The following is a 25,757-nucleotide window of genomic DNA, read 5'->3' as shown; positions in this document are numbered from 1 at the left end:
GGTGAAGGTGCTGCTCGGCGAGCGGCTCGGACAGTTCTCCCCTGGCCGGTTCGCGGCCGGCAGCGGGTTGGCCAGCGGCTTCGCCGCCGCACGGATTCTGGGCTGGGGCGATGACGGACAACGTTGATGTCGTGGTGGTGGGTGGCGGGGCGATGGGCTCCGCGGCGGCGTGGCAGCTGGCCCGCCGGGGCGTGGGCGTGACGCTGCTCGAGCGGTTCGCGGCCGGGCACGCCAACGGGGCCTCGCACGGCGCGTCCCGCATCTTCCGGCTGTCGTACCCCGATGCGGTGCACATCCGCCTCGCGCGCGAGGCCGAGCGGCTGTGGCGGGAGCTCGAGCACGTCACCGGCGCGCGACTGCTCACCGTCACCGGCGGCGTCGACCACGGCGACCACCCGTACCTGCGGGAGCTCGCCGACGGGCTCGCCGCCGCCGGTGTGCCGCACCGCTGGCTCACGCCGCCGGAGGCGGCCGAGCGCTGGCCCGGCATCCGGTTCGACACCCGGGCGCTGTTCCACCCGGACAGCGGACGCCTGCACGCCGACCGGGCGGTCGCCGCGCTGCAGGACGCCGCGGCGGCGCTGGGCGCCACGGTGCGGCACTCGACGCCGGTGACCGCGATCGAGGTGCTCGGCGACGACAAGGTCCTCGTACACACCGACGGCGGCACCTACTCCGCCCGCCGGGTGGTGGCCGCGGTCAGCGCCTGGGCGAGCAAGCTGCTCGGCGGGCTCGTCCCGCTGCCGCCGCTGCGGGTCACCCAGGAGCAGCCCGCCCACTTCGCCGCGCGCGAGCCCGAGGCCGGCTGGCCCAGCTTCGGGCACCGCTTCGCCGAGGGTTCGGCGGCGGCCGCGGAGTTCTACGGCGGCATCTACGGCCTGGCCACGCCGGGCGAGGGCATCAAGGTCGGCTTCCACGGCGTCGGCCCCGAGGCCGACCCGGACCACCGCGACTTCACGCCGGAGCCCGGCCAGCTGGCCGCACTGCGCGAGTACGCCCGCCGCTGGCTGCCCGGCGTCGACCCGGACGAGTTCGCGCCCATCAGCTGCACGTACACCACCACCCCCGACGCGAACTTCGTCCTGGACCGGCACGGGCCGGTGGTCGTGGCCACCGGCTTCTCCGGTCACGGCTTCAAGTTCGTGCCGGCCGTCGGGCGGGTCCTCGCCGACCTCGCCCTCGATGGACCCCGCCCGGACCGGCGATTCGCCTTCGCCCGCTGAGAGGAACCGCATGAGCACCACACCCCTGGCCGTCCTGGATCTGATCCCGCGCAGCAGCGGTGACGACAACGCCACCGCGGTCCGCAACGCCGTCGACCTCGCCCGGCAGGCCGAGCGCTTCGGCTACCAGCGGTACTGGTTCGCCGAGCACCACCTCAATCCCGGCGTGCTCGGCGCGTCCCCGGCCGTCTCGATCGCGCTGGTGGCCGGGGCCACCAGCAGCATCCGCGTCGGCTCGGCCGGGGTGCAGCTCGGCCACCGCCAGCCGCTGGCCACCGTCGAGGAGTTCGGGCTGCTCGACGCGGTGTACCCGGGCCGGCTCGACCTCGGCCTGGGCCGCTCGATCGGGCGGCAGAAGCCGGCCCCCGCGGACGCCAACGGCTCGGGGCAGCCGACGGTCGCCGCGGTGTCCGCGTACACGGCGAACCGCGGCGGCGGGGCGCACGCCACCGAGCAGCGCACCGACAACGGGCTGCTGCTGCCCAAGCAGTACGACTTCAGCCGCCTTCTGGCCTCCTCGCAGGCCAAGGTGGCCACGATGCTGCACCTGCTGCAGCAGCCGGGCGCGTACACCCCCGGCTACGACTCGCAGGTCAGCGACATCCTCGCGTTCCTCGCCGGCACGTACGTCTCCCCCGACGGCGTGGCCGTGCGCGCGTACCCCGGCGAGGGCGCCGCGATCCAGGTGTGGATCCTCGGCGCGTCCGGCGGCTCCAGCGCGACGGTCGCCGGCGAGAAGGGGCTGCGCTTCGCGGCCTCCTACCACCACAGCCCGAGCACCGTCATCGACGCGGTGGAGGCGTACCGGGCCGCGTTCCGGGCCTCGGCGGAGCTGGACCGGCCGCGCATCTCGGTCTCGGCGGACGTGGTCGTCGGCGAGACCGACGAGCAGGCGGCGGTCCTCGCGTCCGGCTACGGCCTGTGGGTGCGCAGCATCCGCGCGGGCTCGGGCGCGATCCCGTTCCCCACGCCCGAGGAGGCGGCCGGGCACGAGTGGAGCGCCGAGGACCGCGACCTCGTCCGGGACCGCGTCGAGACCCAGCTGGTCGGCTCGCCGAAGACCGTCGCGGACAAGCTCGAGCAGCTGCGCGACGCGACCGGCGCCGACGAGCTCGCGATCACCACCATCACCCACGACCACGCCGACCGGGTGCGCTCCTACGAGCTGCTGGCCGCGGAGTGGGCGCGGCGGGGGCACGCGTGAGCACCGTCGACGCGGGGGTCCACGTGCTCGACCAGGCGGCGTGGGCCTCGCTGACCGGCCCGCACGCGCACTTCGCGCTGGGCGCCGGCCGGGCGCGGCGCTACCCCGCCGACGTCTCGCCCATCATGGCGGTGCCGCCCGTGCAGGACGAGCGGGTCTGGGCGGACCTGCACGCGCTGGTCGGCCCGGGCGCGCCCGCGATGCTGGCGGGCGACCTCGCCGACCCGCCCGGCGACTGGGAGGTCGTGTTCCAGGGCCACGGCGTCCAGCTGGTCGCCACGGACGCGCTGGACAGCCGCCCCGGCGACGACCTGGTCAACCTGGGGGCCGCGGACGTGCCGGAGATGCTGGATCTGGTGGCCCGCACGAAACCGGGCCCGCTCGAGCCGCAGACCTACCGGCTGGGGACCTATCTGGGCGTACGCCGCGGCGGCGCCCTCGTCGCGATGGCCGGCGAGCGCCTGCACCCGCCCGGCTGGACCGAGATCAGCGCCGTGTGCACCGACCCGGCGTACCGCGGCCAGGGCCTGGCCACGCGGCTCGTGCGAGCGGTCGCGCACAACATCCGCGCGCGCGGCGAGACCCCGTTCATGCACGCCGCCGGCGAGAACGTCAACGCCATCCGGCTGTACCGGTCGATCGGGTTCGAACTGCGCCGGACCCTGCACTTCTCGCTCCTGCGCAGCCCCGAAAGGACACCACTGTGACCCGGCTTCACCTCGCCGTCGCCCTGGACGGCGCCGGCTGGCACCCGGCCGCGTGGCGCAGCCCGCACGCCCGGCCGCGCGAGCTGTTCTCCCCCGCCTACTGGACCGGCCTGATCGCCGAGGCCCAGCGCGGCCTGCTCGACTTCGCCACGATCGACGACTCGCTCACCATCCAGTCCGCCGACTACTTCGCCCCCGACGAGCGCACCGATCAGGTCCGGGGCCGGCTGGACGCCCTGCTCGTCGCGGCCCGCGTCGCGCCGGGCTCGGCACACATCGGCATCGTGCCGACCGTGACCACGACGCACAGTGAGCCGTTCCACACCTCGAAGAACCTGGCCACCCTCGACTACGTCAGCACCGGCCGGGCGGGCGTGCAGTTCCGGACCGGCGGCATCGGCGGCGAGGCGGCGCTGTTCGGCCGCCGGGACCTGCCACGGCTGAGCCTGGAGCTGCTCGACACGCCCGAGATCCAGCAGGTGGTCGCCGAGCGGTTCGACGAGGCGGCGGATTACATCGACGTGGTCCGGCGGCTGTGGGACAGCTGGGAGGACGACGCCGAGATCCGCGACGTGGCCACGGATCGGTTCATCGATCGCGAAAAGCTGCACCGCATCGACTTCCGGGGCCGCTGGTTCTCGGTGCGCGGGCCCTCGATCACGCCGCGGCCGCCGCAGGGCCAGCCGGTGGTCAGCGTGCTGGCGCACTCGACGGTGCCCTACCGGCTGGCCGCCCGCCAGGCCGACGTGGTCTTCGTGACCCCGCACGACAGCGCGGGCGCGACGCGGATCCTCGACGAGGTCCGCCGGGAGGTCACCGCCGCCGGCCGCGACGGCGAGCTGCAGGTCTACGCCGACCTGCTGGTCTTCCTCGAGCCCGACGCCGCCGCGGCGACCGCCCGCAAGGAGCGGCTCGACGGGCTCGACGGCGCCGAGCTGTTCTCGGACGCACGGATCTTCGCCGGTACGGCCGAATCGCTGGCCGAGCACATCGCGGAGCTGCACGAGCTCGGCTACGACGGGGTCCGGCTGCGGCCGGGAGTGCTGCCGCACGACCTGACCGCCATCGCCGACCGGCTCGTGCCGGTGCTGCAGCGCCGGGGGCTCTTCCGCACCCGGTACGACTCGTCCACCCTGCGCGGCCAGCTGGGCCTCGCCCGTCCCGCCAGCCGCTACCAGACCGCCGCCTGAACGGATCGCCACGATGAGCAGACCCAAGAAGCAGATCATCCTCGGCCACTACCTCGGCGGCGTCAACCACCAGACCGTGTGGTCCGACCCCGCCGCCGGCAGCCAGATCGACTTCGCCTCGTTCCGCCACGCCGCCCAGACCGCCGAACGCGGCAAGTTCGACTTCTTCTTCCTCGCCGAGGGCCTCGCGCTGCGCGAGCGGCAGGGGCAGATCTTCGACCAGGACGTCATCGGCCGGCCCGACGCGATCACGGTACTCACCGCCCTGGCCGCGGTGACCGAGCACCTCGGGCTCGTCGCGACCGTGAACGCCACCTTCAACGAGCCCTACGAGCTGGCCCGGCAGCTGGCCACGCTCGACCACCTGTCGGGCGGACGCGCGGGCTGGAACATCGTCACGTCCTCGGACGCGTTCACCGGCCAGAACTTCCGCCGCGGCGGCTTCCTCAAGCGCGAGGACCGCTACGTGCGGGCCGAGGAGTTCCTGGCCGTCGCCCGGCGGCTGTGGGACTCGTGGAGCACCGGCGACCTCGTGGCCGACCCGGACGCCGGTGCCTTCCTGCGCCGCCCCGACGCCGGCTCGTTCGCCTTCAGCGGCGAGCAGTTCGACATCGGCGGCCGGTTCACCGTGCCCCGCAGCCCGCAGGGACAGCCCGTGATCCTGCAGGCCGGCGTCTCGGCCGAGGGCCGGGAGTTCGCCACCGGCGGCGGCCCCGACGCCATCTTCTCCCCGTTCCACACGCTCGCCGAGGCGCAGGCGTTCTACCGCGACATCCAGCAGCGCTCGGCCCGCCACGGCCGGCCGCCCGGGTCGACGAAGATCCTGCCCGGCGCCGCGTTCGTGCTGGGCGACACCGAGGCCGAGGCGATCGAACGGCACCGCGAGATCACCCGGGCGCAGATCAGCGGCCGCGGCGCGCAGATCCTGCTCGAGACCGTGTGGAACCGCGACCTGTCCGGCTACGACCCGGACGGGCCGCTGCCCGACGTCGACCCGGCGCCGGACGGCCCGCCCGTCATCCAGGGCCGCGCCCGCATCCACCAGAACGCCTTCGAGACCGTCGCCGAGTGGCGGGCGATCGCCGAGGCGAACCGGTACACGCTGCGCGAGCTCGCGATCCACGTCTTCGGCCGCACCGAGTTCATCGGCACGCCGAGCCAGGTGGCCCAGCGCCTCGACGACTTCGTGCAGCAGGACGGCTCCGACGGCTTCATCATCGGCTCCCACCTGACCCCGACCGGGCTGGACGAGTTCGTCGACAAGGTGGTGCCGCTGCTGCAGGAGCGCGGCTCGCTGCGCGCCGGGTACGAGGGCACCACGCTGCGCGACAACCTCGGCCTCGCCGTGCCCGCCGAACGGGTGGCCGTGTAGATATCGGCATTCCCATCGGTTCAGCCGGTTCCTCCGCGGCGCGACCCGAAGGCGCGGCCGCGTTCGCTCAAAGCCGCCCGGATTCGATGATCCGGGCCAGGAACTGGCGGGTCCGCGGCTCCCGCGGCTCGCCGAGGACCTGCTCCGGTGGACCCTGCTCGACCAGTGTGCCGCCGTCGAGGAAGCACACGCGGTCGGCGACCTGCCGGGCGAAGCCCATCTCGTGCGTGGCCAGCAGCATCGTCGTGCCGTCGGCGCGCAGGTCGCGCACGAGCGCCAGCACCTCGCCGACGAGTTGCGGGTCCAGTGCCGAGGTGACCTCGTCGAGCAGCAGCAGCCGCGGGTTGTTCATCAGGGCCCGTACGATCGCGACGCGCTGCTGCTGGCCGCCGGAGAGCCGGTCCGGATACGCGCCGGCGAGGTCGGCCAGGCCGATGCGGGACAGCAGCGCCATCGCCTTGTCGCGGGCTTCGGCGGCCGCGACGCGGTGCACCCGGCGCGGGGCGAGGGTCACGTTGGCCAGCACCGTCATGTGCGGGAACAGGTTGAACGCCTGGAACACCATGCCGATGCGGCGCCGGACACGGTCCGGGTCGGCCCGCGGGTCGGTGATGTCCTCGCCGTCGAGGCGGATCGTGCCGTCGTCGACCGGCTCCAGGAGGTTGATGCAGCGCAGCAGCGTCGACTTGCCGGAGCCGCTGGCGCCGATGAGCGCGACGACCTCGTGCTCGGCGACGTCGAGCGAGACGCCGCGCAGCACGTGGCGGGCGCCGAACACCTTGTGCACGCCGGCGACGGACAGCACCGTGGTCACAGGCTCACCTCCCCGGACTGGCGGCGGGCGGCGCGGACGGTCGCCCAGTCCGTCACCGCGACGAGCGGGATCGCCAGCAGCACGAAGAGCACGCCGGCGACGATGTAGGGGGTGTAGTCGTACGACACCGAGGTCTCGATCTGCGCGGCGCGGATGGCGTCGACCGGCCCCGCGAGGGAGATGAGCCCGACGTCCTTCTGCATCGCGACGAGGTCGTTGAGCAGCGGCGGGGCGACGCGCCGGACGGCCTGGGGCAGCACGACGTGGCGCATGGTCTGGCGGTAGGTCAGCCCGAGCGACCGCGCCGCGGCGCGCTGCGAGGGATGGACCGACTCGATACCGGCGCGGAACACCTCGGCGATGTACGCGCCGTAGGTCAGCACCAGGGCCGCGCCGCCGAGCCACAGCACCGTCGGGGTCCCGCTCAGGCGCAGCCCCGGCACGCCGAAGGCGAAGATATACAGCGTGATGATGAGCGGCAGGCCCCGGAAGGTGTACGTGTAGCCGGTCGCGAGCGCGCGCAGCGGAAAGAACACGGGGCGGCGCAGCGTGCGCATGGTCGCGATGCCGAGCCCGAGCAGCAGGGCCCCGGCCGCGCAGGCCAGCAGCAGTTCGACGTTGAGCCACAGGCCGCGCAGCACCGCCGGGAGTGCCTCGCGGGCCGTGTGCGGGTCGAAGAAGCTCGCCCGCACCCGCCGCCAGCCGGGCGCCCCGGTGACCGCGACGAGCAGGAGCCCGCCGACGACCGCGGTGGAGACGGCGGCGACCGCCACCGACAGGATCGTCTGCCGGCGGCGGTACGCCTCGCGCTCCCGCTGGACCGCGGACCGCTCGAACGGGAAGGCGGCGGCCATCAGGCGAGCGTCGGTGCGCCCTGCGTCGCCGACAGCCACTGCTGCTGCAGCTTGCGCAGCGTGCCGTCGGCCCGCAGCGCGTCGACGGCGCCGCTCACGCAGCCGGTCAGTGCCGAGCCCTGGTCGAGTACGAGCCCGAACTGCTCCGGCGGGCCCGACGTCTGCGGCAGCTGCCCGACGATGACCGCGTCGGTGATCTCCGCGCCGGTGATGTAGAAGGCGGTCGGCAGGTCGACGACGAGACCGTCGATCTGGCCGTTCTGCAGTGCCTTCTTGGCGTCGTCGTTGTTGTTGTACACCGAGGGCTGGGCCGCCGGCTTGACCACCTCGGTGATGGAGCGGTAGCTCGTCGTGCCGACCTGGGCCCCGAGCTTGGCATTCTTGAGGTCCGCGATGCTCTTGGCACCGGCGATCTTCGAGCTCTTCAGCGCGATGACGGTCTGCGTGACGTCGTAGTACGGCGAGGAGAAGTCGACCGCCTTCTTGCGCTCGTCGGTGATGGAGAACTCGTTGATGTCGAAGTCGAACGTCTTCGGGCCGGGCGCGATCGCGTTGTTGAACGTGACCCGTGTCCAGGCCACCTGCTCCTTGGTGTAGCCGAGCTTCTCCGCGACGGCGTACGCCACCGCGGACTCGAAGCCCTGCCCGCTCTCGGGCTTGTTGTCGGCGAACCACGGCGGATACACCGGGTCGTCGGTGCCGACGGTGAGCTTGCCCGCGGCGACGGTCTTGAGCTGGGCCGGGGCGCAGGAGGCCGCGGCGCTCGCCCCGGCGGAGGCGGCGGGTGCCGCGGTGTCGTCGTCGGCGGGTGCGCAGCCGGCGGCGGCAGCCAGGACGGTGGTGAGTCCGGCCGCGACGAGAAGGTTCACGGGACGCATGGCCGCGATCATAGCTACTAACCCGATAGGAATAGCAGGTCTGTGCGGCCGATCACGGGCCGCCGATCCGCCGCCGGCGCGGCCGGCCGGTCGTTGGTGACGTCACGCGGTGCGGGCCTTGGCGAGCATTTCGGCGTGCTGTTGTCGCGTGGCTGGCAGCTGGTACGACTCCGGGCCCCGGGCGGCGGGGTAGCAGCAGCGGACTGGCGAGGATCAGCAGTCCCGCGACCGTGATGGCCGTGCGCGGGCCGGTTGCTTCGGCGAGCAGTCCGCCGAGCGCGCTGAGGACGGCGATGCAGGCGCTGCTGCTGATCGACCAGGCCGATAGAGTACGGGCGATGCAGTCTTCGGGGGTGTGCTCCAGTCGATAGGTCGCCAGCACCGGGTTGAACAGGCTCATGCTGATGATGATCGCGAGTTCGACCGCGATCACCGTCGCGAGACCGGCGACTCCGGGCTGGACGAAGGCGAGGCCGATCAGCCACACCGCGCGCAGCGTGCCGACGATACGAAGGATCCGGTGTTGGCCGTACCTGGCCACGACCCGAGGGGCCAGGCGTGAGCCGATGAGCCCGCCGACGCAGGGCGCGGCGAACGCGAGGCCGTACTGCCAGGGCGCGAAGCCGAGCTCGCCGAGCAGCAGCACGGCCAGCAGCGGCTCGGTGGCCATGATCAGTCCGCCGACGAGCAGCTGGTTGAGGTAGAGCGCGCGCAGGCCGGCATGGCTCAGGAGGTGCCGCCAGCCGTCGAGCAACTCGCCGGCCCGGACCCGGCTCGGGCCGGCGCGCCGCGGATGTTCTTCCCGGCCGCGGATCGCCGTGATGCCCAGCGCGGAGAGAAGGTAGCTGAGGGCGTCGGCCACGACGGTGGTGACCGGCCCGAAGAGGCCGATCGCCGCCCCGCCCAGCGGCGGCCCGACCGCGATGGAGCTCCACGTCGTCGACTCGAACCGCGCGTTGGCCACGAGCAGGTCATCCGGGCGGACAAGGGCCTTGAGGTAGGCGCCGCCGGCCGCGTTGAACGCGATCTTGGCCGCGGCGACCACGGCCGAGACGACCAGCAACTGCACGAAACCGAGCCGGCCGAAGGCGTACGCGATCGGGATGCTCAGCATGACCGCGAACCGGGCCAGGTCCATCGCGATCATCACCGGCCGCTTGCGGCGGAACTCCACCCACGGCCCGAGCGGCAACGCGATCAGTGCGCCGACCGCCGGCCCCACCGCGGACAATGCGGACACCTGAGCGGGGCTGGCCTCCAGCACCAGCACGGCGATCAGCGGCAACGCGCCGAACCCCAGCCCGGAGCCATAGGCGCTGACCGCGTACGCCGCCCACAGCCATCCGAACCGCCGGCCCAGGGATCGTCGCTCCACCAAGCCCCGCACCCCCAGCTTCGACAACTCGCCGTTGACCGCTGCGATCAAAGCAAGGCTGGACAGGGCGGATCAAACAACCGCACCGGCGGCGAGCCACAACCAAATGTTGTGCGAGCGGAACGCGGTGGTGGTGTAGGACAGGTCGGGGTATGCAGGGACGTCGACACATGCGGCGCGCAGAGGGGCCCGCGCATCCGCGAGCCCCTCGACTGCTGGTTGTACGCGCCGATTAGACGTCGGCGTTGCTCGGGCGGCCCCACGGTCCCGTGATCGCCAGGACGTGGCCCGGGCTCTGGATGCCCACGTACAGGATCTTGCCGTCGGCGCTGAAGGTCGGCCCGGCGAACTCGCTGTCGTTGAGCTCGTTGCGGGCCAGTCCGTAGGCCTTGCCCTGCTCGGTGACCCCGACGAGGTGCGAGACGCCGTCACCGTCCTCGGCGAGGATGACGCCACCGTACGGCGAGACCGTGATGTTGTCCGGCCCGTCGAAGTTGTTGGCGTCCGCATCCGGGTCGGGGTTCACACCGAAGATCGTCTTGAGCGTGATCGACTCGGTGGCCGGGTCGTAGAACCACACCTGGCCGTCGTGCTCGTTGACGCTGCCGTCGCTCTCCCGCGCGTAGCTGGCCACGAAGTAGGCGCCGCCATCGGCCCACCAGGCACCCTCCAGCTTGCGGCTGCGGGTCACCTGGTCGTTGGCAAACTGCTTGCGTACGGAGGTGGTGGCCGCGTCGCGGTCCGGCGCGTCGACCCACTGGACCTTGTAGCGGGTGCCGGGCTGCGTCGCCATCGACAGGTCCGGGATGTGCTTGGACCCGAGGTAGGCGGCCATCGCCTGCAGCGTTCCCGCCGTGTCGCCGCCGGGGCTGGTCGCGAGCGAGCGCAGGCTGCCCCGCCCGCCGCTGAAGCCCGCCGGCGGGGTCCACCGGTAGTACAGGCCGTTCGGCCCCGAGGCGTCCTCGGTCTCGTAGATGGCGAAGGTCTGCGGGTCGACGGCGACCGCCTCGTGGGGGTAACGGCCGAGGAACTTCAACGGTACGGGGTTCTGGTTGGCCTGCCGGTCGAACGGGTCGACCTCGAAGACGTACCCGTGGTTCTTCTGCAGCTGGCCACCGGCCCGCGCCTCGGTCTCCTCACAGGTCAGCCAGGTGCCCCAGGGCGTGATGCCGCCGGCGCAGTTGTTGTGCGTACCGGCGAGGCTCACGTATTCACGGATCCGGGTTCCAGCGGCGTCGACGTCGATGTTGGTCGTGCCACCGCGGGCGCCCGGGTCGTACGTCAGGCCGGCCAGCGCCGGCACGCCGAACTTCTCGCTGCCGCCGATCTCGTGGTTGTTGACCAGCGTGGAGCCGGTCGGGCTGGCGAACGCGCCGGTTCCGTCGGTGTCATCCGGAGTCGGCTGTCCCGACTCCAGCACGGTCACGCCGGCCTGCGCGACGATCTTGTACGAGAAGCCCTTGGGCAGCGCGAGGATGCCGGCCGGATCGGGGACGAGCGGGCCGTAGCCGAACGAGGAGCGGGTGGCCGCGGCGGCCGGCCCGGCGATCGCCTCGATGCTGCCGGCGAACACGATGCCGAGACCGCCGGCCGCAGAGGCGCCGAGGAATCCACGTCGGGAAATGGATGACAAGGGGAACACCTTTCGGATTAGTGAGCACGTAGCTCACGCATCCCCCTCCGGTATGGAAGTGTTCCCGCGTGCGTCGACGCCGCTGTGAACCACGGGTGAATATCCGGGGACGCGGCATACGGTGTAACGCCCAGCGGCCGTGCGACGCCCTTTCATTCGGGTGTAGGTGTTCCAGGGATCTCGTCTTTCCCCCTCTGGCGAGATCCCTGGGCCCACTCGGCCCTGGTGTGGTCCCTCCCCCTCCCCCACCAGGGCCGTCGAGTCCCGACAGGAAACGCGGCCCGACGGGTGGCGTGTTCTGTGACGTGCCCGTGGCAACAACCGACGCGGGTTCGTTGCCGTCCCGACACAGTACAAATCAGCGTTTGTTTATAAGGGCTGGTCGTGGTCGCAATTCGATCGCACGCGCATTTCCGACCGATCGGTGTTCATCAATCAGAACCACTCGCGCCCGGACGTCGCGGATCATCCCGGTCATCCGGCTACGCCGTGTGACGGGCGGCTAACCGGGACGCCTGGTCCTGCACGGCCTCCAGGAAGGCGGTCAGGGCGGGGGTCCGCGGGCTGTCGCGGGTGACGACGAACAGGCGACGGCGCAGGTCGGCCTCGGCGACGGCGCGGACGGCGAGGGCCGGGTCGTTCGGGGGCAGGGTCAGCGGCGGCATCAGGGCGACGGCGCCGGTGGCGCGGACGAGTTCGAGCTGGACGTCGGCGTCGTTGGAGCGGTGACGGAGGTCGGGCTCGTAGCCGCCGAGGGAGCGGCAGGTGCCGACGACCATGGCGTGGTGGCCGGTGCCCTCGGCGGCGGCGGCCCAGACGTCGGCGCGCAGGTCGGCGACCGAAACGGGGCCGGCCGGGGCGGCGAGAGGGTGGGCCGCCGGCAGCACCAGCCGCAGCGGCTCCTCGTGCAGCACCTCGAAGCGCAGGCCGTCGGGGCGGGGACGGGGGTGGCCGTCGTACTCGTCGCCGATCACCAGGTCGACCGTGCCCAGGCGCAGGCCGGGGAGTGACTGCTCGAGCTCCAGCTCGTAGATCTCCAGGCGCACCTGCGGGTGCTCGGCCGTCGTGCGGGCCACGGCCGGGATGAGCAGGCGGCGGGCCGCGGACTGCAGGCCGCCGGCCCGGATGGTGCCGCGGACCTCTCCGCTGAGCGCCGCCAGGTCCGCGGTCGCCGCCTCGGCCGCGGCAAGCAGCACCGTCGCGTGCCCGGCGAGCAAGTGCCCGGCTTCGGTGAGCCGCACGCCTCGGCCGGCCTTCTCGAACAGCCGCGCGCCGATCTCCTTCTCCAGGAGGTTCAGCTGTTGAGATACCGCCGACGGGCTGTAGCCGAGCGCCGCGGCGACCGCGCCCAGGGTGCCGCGCTCCTGGAACTCCCGCAGGAAGCGGAGGCGGCGGAGGTCCAGTGCGACCATGCACGAATCCTAACGAATAAGGTCCATGAACCGTCACTGGACCTGATGAGTCGAGTCGCCGATCCTCGACGGCATGGGACCCGCACTGTGTCTGCTCTCGGCGGCGTGCTTCGGCGCGATGGCCATCTTCGGGAAGTTCGCCTACGAGACGGGCGTCACGCCCGCGACGGCGCTGCTGGTCCGGTTCGCCCTGGCGGCGGCGATTCTGGCGGTACTGCTGGCGCTGCGCCCCGGGCTGCGACGGACCGGGACGGCACCGAGCCGCCGTGCGGTGGTCATCGCGCTCGGCCTCGGCGCCGTCGGGTACGCCACACAGGCGGGTCTGTACTTCGCCGCGCTCCAGGTGATGGACGCGTCACCGCTGTCCCTCATCCTCTACACCTACCCCGTGCTCGTCACCGTCGGCGCGGTGCTGCTCGGCCGGGATCGGCTGACGCCTCGGCGCTCGGCGGCGCTGGTGGCCGCGTCCGGCGGCACGCTGCTCGTCCTGCTCGGCGCCGGCGGCGGCAGCTTCCACCCGCTCGGCGCATTGCTGGCCTTCGGCTCCGCGGTCACCTACACGACGTACATCCTCATCGCCGACACCGTCGTGCGCGAGTTGCCACCCCCGGTCATCACCACGCTGGTGATGACCGGTGCGGCCGGCACCTTCGGGGCGCGGGCCCTGGTCACCGGGGATGTCGACCTCGGCTTCCGGGCCGCGGGATGGTGGTGGCTGGCCTGCATCGCGGTCGTCTCCACCGTGCTGGCAGCGCTCGCCTTCTTCGCGGGCCTGCGCCGGAGCGGACCGTCGAGCGCTGCCATCCTCTCGACGTTCGAGCCGGTGGTCACGGCGGGACTGGCCACCCTCACGCTCGGCGAGTCGCTGACCGCCGCCCAACTCGCCGGCGGCGTCCTCGTGCTGGCCTCCGTCGCGGTTCTGCAGACGGGAAGTAGGGACTCCGAGGAGGTCGCGGCACAGACGCCGGGAGATGTGCCCATCGGCGACGGTCATGGCCCACGCGACGCGCGTGGTCGCGTGGGCCATGACCGGCTCGGGCGGCGGTCCGCCGCTGCACGGGGAACTATCGTTCGGGCGCGATCCGAGGAGTTTCGGTGATCGGGACGTGAAGATGGAGCCGCTGCAGCGGGCGGGGCAGCCACCAGTTGCGCCGGCCGAGCAGGGTCATGGTGGCCGGCACCAGCAACATGCGGACCAGCGTGGCGTCCAGCGCCACGGCGGCGAGCAGGCCGACTCCGACCGCCTTGATGGGGGTGAACCCGCCGACGAGGAAGCCGGCGAAGACGACACCGAGGACGAGCGCCGCGGCGGTGACGACGCCGCCGGTGCGCTGCAGGCCCTGGGCGACGGACTCGTGCGGTCCCGCGCCGGCCAGCCAGTGTTCCCGGATGCGGCCGAGCAGGAAGACCTCGTAGTCCATGGCGAGGCCGAACGCGATGGCCCCGGCGAGGACGGGCACGGTCAGGTGGACGTAGCCGAGCCCCTGGTCGCGCAGCAGCCCGGCGAGGTGGCCGTCCTGGAAGACCCAGACGACCACGCCGAGGGCCGCGCCGAGGCTCAGCGCGTTGGTGAGGACGGCCTTGATCGGCAGGAGTACGGAGCCGGTGAACGCGAACAGCAGCAGGAGGGTGGCGGCGACGACGAACGCGACGGCCCAGGGCAACCGGTCGGCGATCATGGTGCGGTAGTCGGAGAGCTGGGCCGGGCCGCCACCGACGGCGAACTCGAACGGCGCGTCCACCGCTCGCAGGGCCGGCACGAGGTCCTCGCCGGTGCCGTCGACGTCGAGCACGGTCACTACCGGCGACACGGGCCGGACGTCGACGGCGACGACACCGGGCAGCGCGGTGACCGTGTCGCGGAGCCGTAGCAGCTGCGGGTCGTCGGCCGCGGCGGAGGCCACGATCTCGGCGCCGCCGGTACGCGCGTGGTCAGGGAAGTGCGTTTCGAGCTGCTCCCACAGCTGGCGGGTCTGGGAGCCGGACGGCATCATCCGCGGGTCGCCCTGCGAGATGGTCATGCCGAGCGCCGGCGCGGCGAGCAGGACCAGCAGGCCGGTCGTCGCGATGAGGACGACGGCGGGCCGGCGCTGCACGAACCGGGCGATGGCCGCGAACACGCCGCGATCGGGCCGGGGCCGCGCAGCGGCGATCCGCCGGCCGGCGAGGGTCAGCAGCGCGGGCAGCAGCGTCACGGCCGCGAGCGCGTCGATCGCCACGACGGTAGCGCCGGCCAGCCCCATGGAACGCAGGAACGGGTTCGGGAAGACGACGAGCCCGGCGAGCGCGACCGCCACGGTGAGACCGGAGCACACAACCGTGCGCCCGGCGGTCGCGACGGTCGCGACGACCGCGCTCGCAACGTCCGGTGCGGTGCGCCGCTCCTCCCGGAACCGGCCCACCATCAGCAGCGCATAGTCGACCGCCAGCCCCACCGCGAGGGTCGTGGTCGTCTGGATCGCGTACAGCGAGACGTCCGTGACGGCGCTGCACAGGTACAGCACGCCGAACGTGGCGCCGACCCCGGCGGCCGCGACGACGAGCGGCAGCCCGGCCGCGACGATCCCGCCGAAGACCAGCAGCAGGAGGATGAGCACGAGCGGGGTGGTCAGCAGCTCGGCCTTGATCACGTCGCGCTGGGCCTGCGCGGTGGTCTCGTGGCCCTGCAGCGGTCCGCCGCCGACCGCGACGCGCACACCAGGCAGCCCGGCGGGGATGCGGTGCAGCCGCGTGGCGGCCGCCTCCGCGACCTCGGAGGCGTCCGTCGCCGGCGTCCCGCCGTCCGGCGCGATCGCGATCCGCACCAGCAGCGCCTGGCCCGTCGCGGTCGCCGGCTCCGGACCGGCGACCGCGGTCACACCCGGCATCGACCGCAGTTCGGCGACCGCCTGGTCCACCTGGCCGCGCAACGCCGGATCGTCGGCCGGTCGCCCGGTAATGACGGCCGCGATCGACTCCGGTTGGCCGCCGGCCGCGTCCACCAACTGAGCCGCGCGGTACGACTCGCTGCCGGGAACCGTCTCGGTGTCGCCGACCAGGCGATCGAACACTCCCAGCCCGAACCCGAAGCCGGCGATGGTCACCGCGACCCACAGGGCGAGCACGGACACGGGTCGCCGTACGGCGAACCGGGACAACTTATGCAACATGACGGCCTCCCCGCCGGCGCGACTACTCGGAACGACACGTATCGTCTCGCATGGACGCCCGTCGGTCAAGACGATCCGTCTCGTCTTAGGTAGACTGGACGCCATGACCGCGGTACACCGTCGCAACGAGCAGGCCAGACAGGCGATCCTGCAAGCCGCCCTCGAGATCTGCCAGGACAAGGGCTACGCCGGCCTGACCATCGAAGGCGTCGCGGCGCGGGCGGGCGTCGGCAAGCAGACGATCTATCGGTGGTGGCCCTCGAAGGGCACCGTCGTGCTCGATGCCTTCCTGAACGCGCTCGGGCCCACCATCGAAGTACCGCGGACCGGCGACCATCTCGCCGACCTCTGCCAGTCCCTGCGCCGCACCGCCGAACTGCTCTCCCATTCCCGATACGGGCCGATGCTGGCCGACCTCGTCGGGGCGCTCCAGCACGACGAGGCACTGGCGAGCGAATTCCAGCGACGCGTGTACGAACCGATCCGCCGGCAGACGATCGACCGTGTCGAACGAGCGCGCGACGCCGGAGCGATCCGCGACATCGACGCCAATCTCGCCGCCGACCTGCTGTTCGGACCGCTGTGGTTCCGCGCGCTGCTGATCCGCCGGCCGCCCGGCACCGACTACGTCGACGACGTCGTCGACGCTCTCATGCGCGGGCTGGCCCGCTGAACGCGGAGCCGGGGGTGACCAGGCCGGTCTCGTAGGCGAGGACGACCGCCTGGGCACGGTCGCGGAGGTCGGCGCAGTGCACGGCCTCAACGCCGTCGCCCTGCTGGCCGCCTCGCTCGTCGCCGCACGCCGGGTGCGGCGTGCCGTCGAGCCGGCGGCCCAGCAACCCCTCGCCGCGGCGACCACGGCCTGAACATGAGACGCAGCGGCGGCTCTGGCCGTACCAGTAGGTGCCGGCGTCCGCCGTCGCGGCGAGGCGCACCCGATGCACCTGCACGGCCATCACGCGGTGGTGCTCAGCGGCAACGGCGTCGCGGCGACCGGCAGTCCATGGTGGACAGACTCACTGGAGGTCGCCGACGGCGAGGCGTACGAGATCGCGTTCGTCGCCGACAACCCCGGCGTGTGGGTCGACCACTGCCACAACCTGTCACACGCGGCGGAGGGACTCCTCGCCCACCTCGCGTACACCGGCGTCGCCACCCCATACCGCATCGGTGGCGGCGGGCACAACCATCCCGAGTGACGGGCCCGCCTATCCCAATATCCGAGTAAGACGATCGGTTAACTATGATAAGGTCCAGGGTATGGAGACCTGGGACGCGCTGTCGGCGCGGCGCAACGTCCGGCAGTACCGTCCGGATCCGATCGCGGAACGAGACCTCGACCGCATCGTCGAGGCCGGGTGGCGCGCCCCGTCGGCGTCCAACCGCCAGCACCGTGACTTCGTCGTGGTCACCGACCGCGATCAGCTGCGAAAGCTGTCGACAGTGTGGCGTGGCGCTCAGCACATCGCCGGCGCGGCGGCCGCCATCGCCCTCGTGGTTCCCGACTCCGACGACGAGCACACGCGGCTGGTCGACCAGTTCGACCTCGGCCAGGCAACGTTCGCGATCCTGCTCGCCGCGGCCGACCTCGGCATCGGCACCGGCCACTCGTCCGTCGGCGAGCAGGACAACGCCCGCGCGATCCTCGGCGTGCCGCCGGGCCACACGGTCTCCTACCTGATCGGCGTCGGCTACCCCGCCGACCGGCCGCTGCGCCCGACCGCGAAGCCCGACCGCCGGCCGTTCGAGGAGGTCGTGCACCGCGGCCATTGGCGCTCGTCATGACCGTCCGGGCCCTGGCGTTCCTGACGCCGGGCAACTTTCCCGACGACGACCCGCACACGGGTCTGGAAGCGACGCTGCAGCTGTTCGAGTACGGCGAGAAGCTGGGCTTCGACGGAGCCTGGATCCGGCAACGTCACCTCGAGCACGGCGTCGGGTCCGCGGCCGTGTTCCTCGCCGCGGCCGGCCAGCGCACGACCCGCCTGCAGCTCGGCACCGCGGTCATCCCGATCGGCTACGAGAGCCCGTTCCGCCTCGCCGAGGACCTGTCGATGGCCGACGTCCTGTCACGAGGGCGGCTCCAGGTCGGTTTCAGCGCCGGCACCCCGCCCCACGCCGACCTCATCGGCGACCTCGTCTTCGACGGGGACTGGCGCTCGTTCGACCTGTCCTACAACCGGATCGCCCGCCTGCGGGACAACCTGCGCGGCGAGTTCATCGGCGGCCCCGGCACCGTCATCCACTCCCCCGGCAACGTTCAGCGCCCCCGCCTGCAGCCGCACAGCAAGGGCCTCGTGGACCGGCTCTGGTATGGCGGCGGCAGCCTCCGATCGGTCCGCTGGGCGGCGTCAGCCGGCCTGAACCTGCTCGCCGGCAACATCGTATCCGGCGAGCACACCGACGACTTCGTGACGGCGCAGCTGGCGCACATCGACGAGTACCGCGCGATCATCGGCAGCCCGGCGCGGATCGCGGTCGGCCGGGTGATCGTCCCGCTGGACAGCGCCGACAGCAATACCCGGCAGCGGTACCTGCGGTACGCCGAGTCGCGCCGCGAACGCACCCGCGGGCCGCACGGCGAGCGTCGCACGCTGTTCGCCCCGGACGTCATCGGCACCAGCGACGAGATCGTGGACCGGCTGCGCGCGGACGCCGCAGTACAGGCGGTCGACGAGCTTCGCCTCGAGCTGCCGTACGAATTCGACCGGGCGGAGTACGAGCAGATCCTGCACGACGTGGTCCACTCGGTGGCGCCGGCGCTCGGCTGGTCGCCCGCGCAGCAGCGGCACGAGTAGCACGCGGCACCGCTCGGCGGCGTCGGCGAGATCGGCGACCTGACCACGGCGGCTACCGGGAGATCTTGTTACGGCTGCAGGGACGGCGGGACGGCGCGGGCCCGGACCCAGACGTCGCGGGCGGGACCGATGCTGCCGTCCGCGCGGAGCTGGACCCCGCGCAGGTGATACCAGGGCTCACCCTTGTCGATGAGGGCCGGGTCGCGGTTGATGCCGTGCACGCGCAGGGTCAGCGGGCCGGTGCCGTAGCGGTAGTCGGCCTCGGTGAGGTGCAGGACAACGGTCTGGGGCGGATCGGCGTTCACGGAGTGCTCGCAGGAGCGCTGTCGCAGTCCAGTTCGAGCACGGCCGGGCAGCCGCTGACGACCGCTCGGAGCGGTTCGACGTACATGAGCATCACCGTTCACGACGGTAGTCGCGGCCTCCCTGCTTCCCCAGAGGCGATCGGTCCGAGCTGGGCAACTGGCGGATGTGGCATCGCCGCCGGTCCGGCTGGCCTTTCGCGGGGCGTCCGTGGTCACCCGCACGGCCCGTCCGCCCGAACGGCCACCGGGACGGTGCTGTGTGGCGGGTCGTCCGGTCCGTTCGGTGCCGGTGCTGTGCCGTCCCTATCGACCGAGAAGGCTGGCCAAGCCGGCCGCGGGTACGGGGCGGGCGAGGAAGCCGCCTCGAGCCCGGTCGCAGCCCAGGTCGTGCAGGGCCTCGTATTGCGCGAGCGTGGTCACGGCAGAGGCGGCGACGGTGTATTCGAGGTCGTGCAGCATGTCGATGATCCAGGCCGTGCGTGTCGTCGCGGAACGGTAGCGTTCGGCGTCCCGGGTCAGGTGCCGGGTGAGCTCCGGGTCGAGATTGACCGTCTGGACGGGTGTGTCGATCAGCATGGCCTGTCCGGCGCCGACGAGGTTGGCGGCCAGGACGACGCCGAGGCGGTGCAGTTGATCGAGGGCGGCCGAGACGTCCCCGGTCGGGCACCGCAGGACTTCGTCGTCGATGGCGAGGTGCAGCCCGCCCGGGGGCAGGGCCGAGGTGTCGAGCAGTGCCGCGACCGAAGGGACGAATCCGGGCTTGCGCAACTGCGCGGAGCTCAGGTCGACGGCGACGAAGCGCGGGGCGGGGCTGTCGTACCAGCGGGCCGCCTGTGTGCAGGCCGTCTGCAGCATGACCGTCTCGACCGCCGGGCGCATGCCGGCCTCGTCCGCCAGGTCGAGCACCGCCCGGCCCTCGATCGTCGTGCCGTCGGGGCTGCGCCAGGCCGGGCTTGCGCTCACCCCGACGATCGTCGAATCGTGCACGCGCAGGATCGGCTGGTAGAGCACATCCACGCTCGTCGCGAGAGCGGCACGCAGTTCGTCGGCCAGTTGCCGGCGGCGTGCGACGCTGTCGCTGCGGGAGGCATCGAACAGCGCCCAGGAACTGGTGTACCGGTCGGTTCGCGCCCAGTGCAGTGCCGTCTTGGCGGCGCGCAGCAACGCCGCGGTCGTAGCGCCGTGCACAGCCTGTTCCACCACGCCGACGAACGCTCTGAACGAGGAACAGCGATGGCCTGCCACGGGTTGCGCAAGGGCCCGCAGCGCGATCTCGGCCGCCTTGATGCCGTCGTCGGCACCGGTCGTGTTCTCGTTGACGAGCACGAACTGTTCGTCGCCGACGTGCGCGACGAAGTAGTCGTGTTCGGTCGCGATTGCCCGCAACCGCGTCGCCGCGTTCCGTACCTCGTGATCGCCGATGGCCGGCGCCTGGCCGCCGGGGCTCGGATGGTCCAGAACGATCCGGCACACCGCGATACGTGAGGCGGGCTTGCCGGCCAGCACCCGGTCCAGGTAGTTCGACAGCAGTACGCGGTTCGGCAGACCCGTCACAGGATCGTGGTGCAGGCTGTACCGGGCCTGGTCCTGCAGTTGTTGCTGATGCTCACGCCATGCTGCTCGTTCGTCGCGGGCGTTGGCCTCCGCCGCGTCACGCACGCGCTCGGTGAGCGCGGCGACGAAGCCCGCCACCATGTCCTCGAGCAGGATCGGCAGCAGCGCGGCCGGGCCGGGTCCCTCGATCCGGAGATCCTGCAGCAGCTGTGATCGCAGGACGCCCATGCTTGCGGTCAGCATCTGCGGGTCGGTCATCGCATGGTGCACGAGCTGCCGCCCGAGCCACTGTCCGACGTCCGGGCGCTCAGTCGTCCCCGTCAGCGCGTCGGCCAGCCGGTCGGTGAACTCGTGCAGGATGCGACGGCGCCGCTCCCGGCCGCCCGCCACGAGCCGGGTACGTGGCAGGGCGTCATCCCAGACACGCGCGAACGCGGCGACAGCCCCGGGGTCTCGTCGCGACGGCCGATCCGGCTCGCCGGCCGTTCCGGGTGGATCTGCTGGCATGTTGTGCCCCGTCCATGCTGGCCGGCGCACAACGTACGACACGCCGCTCCCGGTTGTTCCGACCGCCGACCCGAACACTCCCGGCGCCGCTGCCGGCTGCGGCAGCCAACGCAACTATTGCGAACTCAGTATGCCGTTATCCGAACAGCGGAGGGTCATCCTTGCGGGGGACGCCGAAAAGCCACGGCGGTCAGCCTTTCGGTCAATGCGGCCCGCCGGGGAGCCTCGCATGAACATGCTTCACGTGCCGTACTCGGATCAGATGCCGGCTTGCTTGCGGGCCACCACACCGACGGCGGCCACCGGCCGGCCGCGGCGGTCCTCGGGCTCCGGACGCCAGGAATTGATGGGCACGATTCCGGGTGGCACCAGGTCCCAGCCTTGAAGCCACGTCGCGATTTGTTCCGCCGGCCGGGCCCGGAACGCCGTTGGGGTACGCCGATACATGCGGCTGACCGCGGCCTGACCGGCAGCGGCGCCGACGGCCGGCACACCGTGGGAGATCGCCAGGAAGCTCCCGGAAACCAGCGCATCGGAGAGCTCGCGAATGATCCGCGGAGGTTCTGGGTCCTCCTCGACGAAATGCAGCACCGCGATCATCAGGACGGCAACCGGCTCCGCGAAGTCCAGGACGCCGAGGATGTCGGGATGACTGACGATGTTCTCGGGATCCCGCAGATCGGCGCGCACGGTCACCACACGCGGGTCGTCGTTGAGGATCCGCCGGCCGTGGGCCACCGCGATCGGATCGATGTCGACATACGCGATCCTCGACGTGGGCGCCAACTCGTGGGCGACCTCGTGCACGTTGCCGAGCGTCGGAATCCCCGACCCGAGATCGAGGAACTGCCGCACACCCGCATCCACCAGCCACCGCACCACACGACCGAGATACTCCCGGTTGGTGTACGCCAGTTCGATGACTTCAGGCCACGCGCGCGCCGCCTCCTCCACGAACTTTCGATCGACCTCGAAATTGTGAAAGCCGCCGAGCGCATAGTCGTACGCCCGTGCGGCATTCGGAATCGTGATGTCCACCCCGTCGGAGAACCATTCCGCCAACGCCCCGCACTCCTTCGCCAAACAGGCCCGCCCAGATGTCGCTGCAGCTCGGGCGAGCACCACCTGGACAGTACCCCCGCGTGGCGGCGGCGCCGCTGTCTGCCACGATCTCGGCGACGCCGGGCTGATCGGCGGGGCGAGCCTGCGCGGAGCTCACGTGCATCGACCACGGCTCCGCGCGAGCGAAGCCCGGGTGAGATCGCCTCACCCGGGCTTCGGCCGCTTTCAGTGAAGGATTCTCAGCTCGTTGTTGGTGTCGTCGACGAAGTAGACGCCGCGGTTGTCCGGGGCGACGGCGAGGCCGAACAGGGCGCCCGCGCCGAGGTCGTCGAGGGTGCGGAACGCGACCTGCTTGCCCCGGATCGGGTTGGTCTCGACGATGTTCCCGTCGCCGCCGTTGACGGTGAGCACGTTGCCGTTGGGGGCGATCGCCAGGCCGAGCGGGCCGTTGAGGTGATCGCCCGCGGTGACGGTACGGCCGGTGCCCGCGCTCCTGTTGCGCACGCCCGCGAACGGAATGGCGGCGATGCGGCTGGCGACGGTGTCGGCGACGTACAGCGTGCCGTCCTTGCCCAGGCCGACCCCGGTCGGGCCGATGATCAACGCATCCGGGTCGGTCTGCTCCGTGAAGCCCGAGGCGATGGTGGTGGTCTTGCGCAGGACCGGCGGCTTGCTGCCCTCGATCTTCAGCTCGAGGCGCAGCACGGTTCCCTGGTTGGTGGTGGGAGGCTGGCCGCCGACGATCCCGTTGAGGACGTTCGTGACGAACAGGTTGACCGACTGCCCCCTGTCGTCAGCGGTCATGTCCCACGGGCCGTTGATGCCGTCCCCGGAGAACGTCTCACGGACCGTGCCCGTGCTGTCGAGGACGATCAGGCAGCCCGGCTGGGCCGTCGCGGAGGTACCGTCCGCCGTGGGCAGGCTGCCCACGATCACCCAGCCGGTGCGCAGGGCCACGAGCGCCGTGGTCAGCCCGACGCCGCCCGGGCACGCGCCCGGCAGCTTGGCGGCGTCGATCTGGGCGAACAGGCTGACGTCGCCCCGGGGGCTGATCTGCACGATCGTGGTGCCCTTGCCCTGCTGGTTGTCGGCGTTGTTGAAGTTGCTGACGAGAACGTCGCCCTTGTGCAGCTTGTCCTTGCTGCGCGGGACCACCGCGACGCCGTACGGGTTGACGTCTCCGTTGTCCGGCACCGTCGACGCGACGACGTCGACCTTGTTGAACTGATTGATGAACGGCGCCCCGAACTGCCGTTCGCCCGCCGGGCTGGCACCCGCGCCCGGGGCGAATGCGCCAACCGCCAGCGCGGTCGCTGCCGCGCAGATGCCGGCCTTTGCTAGGAACCTCACGACTTGTGTTTGCCTTCCTACGCTCGTGGATCATGCGACTCGGACGGCCGGAGCCCGCGATGGCACGGTTCTCCGGCCGCCGGGGTCAACCAGGAATGCGCCCGCCTCCGCTCGACATGGAGCGGCTGAGACTTGTGGGTCGCGATGCCGTGTGCTTCCCGGATTCCATCGCCGGAAACACACAATCTTGAGCGTGGATGCGAAATAGGTGGATAGGTCAGAGAATATGCGAGATATTTCTAATGTACGTTTTGTAGCCGCTTCGGCGCTCCAGCCGAGACGCGCTGGTGGCTACCTGGCCCGGATCGCCGCGGCGAGCTGGTCGAACGTGCGCTCCAGGACCGCTCGCCGCTGCGCCTTGTGCTGCGGGGTCGGCTCGAGCCCGTCGATGCTCGCGTCCCACACGGCCAGGAAGGTCGCCTTCCAGGCCTCGACCGTCTCGACCTCGGGCAGCACGACGCCGACCCAGGACTGGCCGGCCAGCAGGTACAGGATCTCAAGATTGCAGGGGACGGCGACGCCCCAGTACTCGTCCGGCTCCAGCTCGACCGGATCGCCGGCCATGGCGTCCTCGACCTCACGCACCAGCCGCTCGGTCAAGATCGACAGGTGGTCCGCAGCCGTGTCGCTGCCGAAGTTGCCACTCCCCCAGGTACCCATGACCACACACTACGGCGGCCGACCTTCATGATCAACAGGTGCGATTACATACCGGCGGCGCTCAGGCCGTAGCCATGCGCTCCCGCGCCCACTCCTCGAACGAGGTGAGCCGGACGCCGAGCGCGCGGGCGAACTCCGGGCGCGCCGGCTGTCCGGCCACGTTCATCAGCTCCATCGACAGGCCCGCGTACGCCGGCATGCCCGCGGCGAGCGCCTCCTCCTCGGTCATGTCGGGCGCGGTGAGCGGGACACCGAGGGCGCGGGACAGGACCTCGGCGATCTCGGTCATCGACAGGTAGTCGCTGGCCAGCTCCAGTTCGACCTCGTGGAACCGCTGCGGCTGGGCCACGGCCGAGGCTACCGTCGCGCCGATGTCGTCGACCGCGACCAGGGACAGCCGCGTCGACGGCCGCAACACGGTCGCGATGCCGCCCTCGGCGCCGCGGGGCAGCAGATACGCCGCGGAGAGCAGGAAGTTCTCCATGAAGAAGGCCGGCTTGACCAGCGTCCAGAGCGGAAAACCCGCTTCCCGCACACGGTTCTCGATGCCGGACTTGGCGGCGTAGTACGGCTCCATGGGCGCCCAGCGACCGGAGGCGTAGCCGGGCGCGGCAGGGAGCCGGTCAGAGCCCGACACCGACGTGTGCACGAACTGCGGCACCCCCGCGGCGCGCGCGGCTTCGACGAGGTTGACCGCCTGGCGCAGTTCGCCGTCGAAGTCGAACGCGCCGTCCTTCACCTCTGGCATCTGGACCGAGAAGACAGCCCGCACGCCACGCACTGCCTCGGCCAGGGAGCCGGGGTCTCGCAGGTCGCCTCGCACGAGGTCCGCACCCAGGGCGGCGACGGACGACGCCCGGTCACTCTCCGGGTCGCGGACCAGTGCCCGTACGGGAATCCCGGCCGCCAGCAGCGCACGGGTGGACGCGCCGCCCTGCTGCCCGGTGGCGCCGACAACGAGAACGGGAGCGGAATCAGCAGACATCAAGGCCCTCCGGGAAGACGGGACAGAAACGGCGACCCCCGCCGTTTCCCCTGCGCTAAGATACGGCGGACCCCGCCACTTATCAAGCGTGTGGAGACCCCATGACCGGCCAGCGCGCGGACGCCCGCCGCAACTACGCGCTTCTGCTGTCCGTGGCCGAGCAGGCGATCGCCGAGCAGGGCGCCGACGCGTCGCTGGAGCAGATCGCCCGCACGGCACGGGTCGGGTCGGGCACCGTACGCCGGCATTTCCCGACTCGCCACGCCCTGCTCGAGGCGGTCTTCCGCAAGCAGGTCGAGGCGCTCACCGACCAGGCGCGGGAACTGGCCGACCGGCCGGACAGCCGCTCCGCGCTCCTGGAATGGCTGGGCGCCCTGCTGTCATTCGCCGCCACCGCCCGCGGCCTGGCCGAGGCCCTCAACCGCGACCCCATCGCCGACCCCGGCGAGGCCCACGAGCACTGCGCCACCGCGCGGCTGACCGAGGCCGGCGACCCCCTGGTACGCCGAGCCGCGGCCGACGGCGTCCTGACCCCGGGCGTGACCATCACCGACCTGCTCAACCTGATCACCGGCATCGCGCTGGCCACCGGGCACCACCCGGACGCCGCCGCGGCGGCGGACCGCCTGCTGCGCCTGACGATCGCCGGCATCAGCCCGGCCTGACGACCTCGCGCACGCGGTGTCAGGTTGCCGGCGGTGCGGTGCTTTGCCGGACCTTGAGCG

26 protein-coding genes are annotated in these 25,757 nt (G+C 71.9%); 12 read left to right on the top strand and 14 right to left on the bottom strand.

Annotated elements, in window-relative coordinates; genetic code table 11:
* Position 1: 1 nt before the first annotated feature.
* From ACQPY0_RS26370 to ACQPY0_RS26345, 6 genes are read left to right on the top strand one after another with little or no spacing between them, the layout of a single operon-like run.
* Positions 2-127 (top strand): hypothetical protein, encoded by a 126-nt coding sequence (locus ACQPY0_RS26370; protein ID WP_432993765.1) that lies wholly within the window; start codon positions 2-4, stop codon positions 125-127.
* Complete coding sequence (locus tag ACQPY0_RS26365) at positions 111-1,223, top strand: FAD-dependent oxidoreductase (RefSeq protein WP_432993763.1); 1,113 nt, start codon at positions 111-113, stop codon at positions 1,221-1,223. Before ACQPY0_RS26370 ends, ACQPY0_RS26365 begins: the two co-directional genes overlap by 17 nt.
* 10 nt (positions 1,224-1,233) lie before the next feature.
* The gene (locus tag ACQPY0_RS26360; RefSeq protein WP_432993761.1) at positions 1,234-2,427 is read left to right on the top strand and encodes an LLM class flavin-dependent oxidoreductase; all 1,194 of its coding nucleotides are present in this window, start codon (positions 1,234-1,236) and stop codon (positions 2,425-2,427) included.
* A complete protein-coding gene (locus ACQPY0_RS26355; RefSeq protein WP_432993759.1) occupies positions 2,424-3,134 on the top strand; it encodes a GNAT family N-acetyltransferase in 711 nt (236 codons plus the stop codon). The genes ACQPY0_RS26360 and ACQPY0_RS26355 overlap by 4 nt, the downstream gene beginning before the upstream one ends.
* The gene (locus ACQPY0_RS26350) at positions 3,131-4,324 is read left to right on the top strand and encodes an LLM class flavin-dependent oxidoreductase (RefSeq protein ID WP_432993757.1); all 1,194 of its coding nucleotides are present in this window, start codon (positions 3,131-3,133) and stop codon (positions 4,322-4,324) included. Before ACQPY0_RS26355 ends, ACQPY0_RS26350 begins: the two co-directional genes overlap by 4 nt.
* Before the next feature lie 13 nt (positions 4,325-4,337).
* Entirely contained in the window at positions 4,338-5,696 is a 1,359-nt protein-coding gene (locus ACQPY0_RS26345) for an NtaA/DmoA family FMN-dependent monooxygenase (protein ID WP_432993755.1), read from the top strand.
* Positions 5,697-5,763: 67 nt separating this feature from the next.
* On the opposite strand, the gene ACQPY0_RS26340 is transcribed toward ACQPY0_RS26345, so the two are convergent.
* From ACQPY0_RS26340 to ACQPY0_RS26315, 6 genes are all read right to left on the bottom strand, one after another.
* Positions 5,764-6,510, bottom strand: a complete 747-nt coding sequence (locus ACQPY0_RS26340; RefSeq protein ID WP_432993753.1) for an amino acid ABC transporter ATP-binding protein — start codon at positions 6,508-6,510, stop codon at positions 5,764-5,766.
* Entirely contained in the window at positions 6,507-7,364 is an 858-nt protein-coding gene (locus ACQPY0_RS26335) for an amino acid ABC transporter permease (protein ID WP_432993751.1), read from the bottom strand. The genes ACQPY0_RS26340 and ACQPY0_RS26335 overlap by 4 nt, the downstream gene beginning before the upstream one ends.
* Positions 7,364-8,242 carry an ABC transporter substrate-binding protein gene (locus ACQPY0_RS26330; RefSeq protein WP_432993749.1) on the bottom strand — a complete coding sequence of 293 codons (879 nt, stop codon included), beginning with the start codon at positions 8,240-8,242 and terminating at the stop codon, positions 7,364-7,366. Before ACQPY0_RS26330 ends, ACQPY0_RS26335 begins: the two co-directional genes overlap by 1 nt.
* 52 nt (positions 8,243-8,294) lie before the next feature.
* Entirely contained in the window at positions 8,295-9,617 is a 1,323-nt protein-coding gene (locus ACQPY0_RS26325; protein WP_432993747.1) for an MFS transporter, read from the bottom strand.
* A gap of 232 nt (positions 9,618-9,849) precedes the next feature.
* Positions 9,850-11,250, bottom strand: a complete 1,401-nt coding sequence (locus ACQPY0_RS26320; protein WP_432993745.1) for an alkaline phosphatase PhoX — start codon at positions 11,248-11,250, stop codon at positions 9,850-9,852.
* Between the two features lie 482 nt (positions 11,251-11,732).
* The gene (locus tag ACQPY0_RS26315) at positions 11,733-12,662 is read right to left on the bottom strand and encodes a LysR family transcriptional regulator (protein ID WP_432993743.1); all 930 of its coding nucleotides are present in this window, start codon (positions 12,660-12,662) and stop codon (positions 11,733-11,735) included.
* 73 nt (positions 12,663-12,735) lie between these two features.
* Here ACQPY0_RS26315 and ACQPY0_RS26310 point away from each other — a divergent pair, with 73 nt between their 5' ends.
* Positions 12,736-13,761 carry a DMT family transporter gene (locus ACQPY0_RS26310; RefSeq protein ID WP_432993741.1) on the top strand — a complete coding sequence of 342 codons (1,026 nt, stop codon included), beginning with the start codon at positions 12,736-12,738 and terminating at the stop codon, positions 13,759-13,761.
* On the opposite strand, the gene ACQPY0_RS26305 is transcribed toward ACQPY0_RS26310, so the two are convergent.
* On the bottom strand, positions 13,727-15,811 hold the full coding sequence (locus tag ACQPY0_RS26305) for an MMPL family transporter (protein WP_432993739.1): 2,085 nt from the start codon (positions 15,809-15,811) through the stop codon (positions 13,727-13,729). The genes ACQPY0_RS26310 and ACQPY0_RS26305 overlap by 35 nt on opposite strands.
* A gap of 103 nt (positions 15,812-15,914) precedes the next feature.
* Between ACQPY0_RS26305 and ACQPY0_RS26300 the strand changes: the two genes are divergently transcribed.
* Positions 15,915-16,484, top strand: a complete 570-nt coding sequence (locus tag ACQPY0_RS26300) for a TetR/AcrR family transcriptional regulator (protein WP_432993737.1) — start codon at positions 15,915-15,917, stop codon at positions 16,482-16,484.
* Here ACQPY0_RS26300 and ACQPY0_RS26295 read toward each other — a convergent pair.
* Entirely contained in the window at positions 16,462-16,767 is a 306-nt protein-coding gene (locus tag ACQPY0_RS26295; RefSeq protein WP_432993735.1) for a hypothetical protein, read from the bottom strand. The two genes, ACQPY0_RS26300 and ACQPY0_RS26295, sit on opposite strands and share 23 nt — an antisense overlap.
* On the opposite strand from ACQPY0_RS26295, the gene ACQPY0_RS26290 reads away from it, so the two are divergent.
* The 3 genes from ACQPY0_RS26290 to ACQPY0_RS26280 all read left to right on the top strand — a co-directional run bounded on the left by ACQPY0_RS26290 (position 16,750) and on the right by ACQPY0_RS26280 (position 18,609).
* A complete protein-coding gene (locus ACQPY0_RS26290) occupies positions 16,750-17,010 on the top strand; it encodes a multicopper oxidase domain-containing protein (RefSeq protein WP_432993733.1) in 261 nt (86 codons plus the stop codon). The two genes, ACQPY0_RS26295 and ACQPY0_RS26290, sit on opposite strands and share 18 nt — an antisense overlap.
* A gap of 61 nt (positions 17,011-17,071) precedes the next feature.
* Entirely contained in the window at positions 17,072-17,596 is a 525-nt protein-coding gene (locus ACQPY0_RS26285) for a nitroreductase family protein (protein ID WP_432993731.1), read from the top strand.
* Entirely contained in the window at positions 17,593-18,609 is a 1,017-nt protein-coding gene (locus tag ACQPY0_RS26280; RefSeq protein WP_432993729.1) for an LLM class flavin-dependent oxidoreductase, read from the top strand. Before ACQPY0_RS26285 ends, ACQPY0_RS26280 begins: the two co-directional genes overlap by 4 nt.
* Positions 18,610-18,677: 68 nt before the next feature.
* Here the strand turns inward: ACQPY0_RS26280 and ACQPY0_RS26275 are convergent, their stop codons facing one another.
* The 6 genes from ACQPY0_RS26275 to ACQPY0_RS26250 all read right to left on the bottom strand — a co-directional run bounded on the left by ACQPY0_RS26275 (position 18,678) and on the right by ACQPY0_RS26250 (position 25,032).
* Positions 18,678-18,914, bottom strand: coding sequence for a hypothetical protein (locus ACQPY0_RS26275; protein ID WP_432993727.1), 237 nt, complete (start codon positions 18,912-18,914; stop codon positions 18,678-18,680).
* A gap of 303 nt (positions 18,915-19,217) precedes the next feature.
* Positions 19,218-20,975, bottom strand: coding sequence for an EAL domain-containing protein (locus ACQPY0_RS26270; RefSeq protein ID WP_432993725.1), 1,758 nt, complete (start codon positions 20,973-20,975; stop codon positions 19,218-19,220).
* Between the two features lie 258 nt (positions 20,976-21,233).
* Positions 21,234-22,037: an SAM-dependent methyltransferase gene (locus ACQPY0_RS26265; RefSeq protein WP_432993723.1), complete on the bottom strand. Its 804-nt coding sequence runs from the start codon at positions 22,035-22,037 to the stop codon at positions 21,234-21,236.
* 225 nt (positions 22,038-22,262) lie between these two features.
* Positions 22,263-23,387: a hypothetical protein gene (locus ACQPY0_RS26260; RefSeq protein ID WP_432993721.1), complete on the bottom strand. Its 1,125-nt coding sequence runs from the start codon at positions 23,385-23,387 to the stop codon at positions 22,263-22,265.
* A 291-nt stretch (positions 23,388-23,678) separates the two neighbouring features.
* Complete coding sequence (locus tag ACQPY0_RS26255) at positions 23,679-24,047, bottom strand: DUF4259 domain-containing protein (RefSeq protein ID WP_432993719.1); 369 nt, start codon at positions 24,045-24,047, stop codon at positions 23,679-23,681.
* 61 nt (positions 24,048-24,108) lie between these two features.
* Positions 24,109-25,032, bottom strand: a complete 924-nt coding sequence (locus ACQPY0_RS26250) for an NmrA/HSCARG family protein (RefSeq protein ID WP_432993717.1) — start codon at positions 25,030-25,032, stop codon at positions 24,109-24,111.
* A gap of 101 nt (positions 25,033-25,133) precedes the next feature.
* Here ACQPY0_RS26250 and ACQPY0_RS26245 point away from each other — a divergent pair, with 101 nt between their 5' ends.
* Positions 25,134-25,697, top strand: coding sequence for a TetR/AcrR family transcriptional regulator (locus tag ACQPY0_RS26245; RefSeq protein ID WP_432993715.1), 564 nt, complete (start codon positions 25,134-25,136; stop codon positions 25,695-25,697).
* Positions 25,698-25,757: the final 60 nt, after the last annotated feature.

The sequence above is a fragment of the Dactylosporangium sp. CA-233914 genome, assembly GCF_050942935.1.
Taxonomy (GTDB): domain Bacteria; phylum Actinomycetota; class Actinomycetes; order Mycobacteriales; family Micromonosporaceae; genus Dactylosporangium.
The sequence above is the reverse complement of the archived record's forward strand: the minus strand, read 5'-3'. Positions and strand labels throughout refer to the sequence as shown.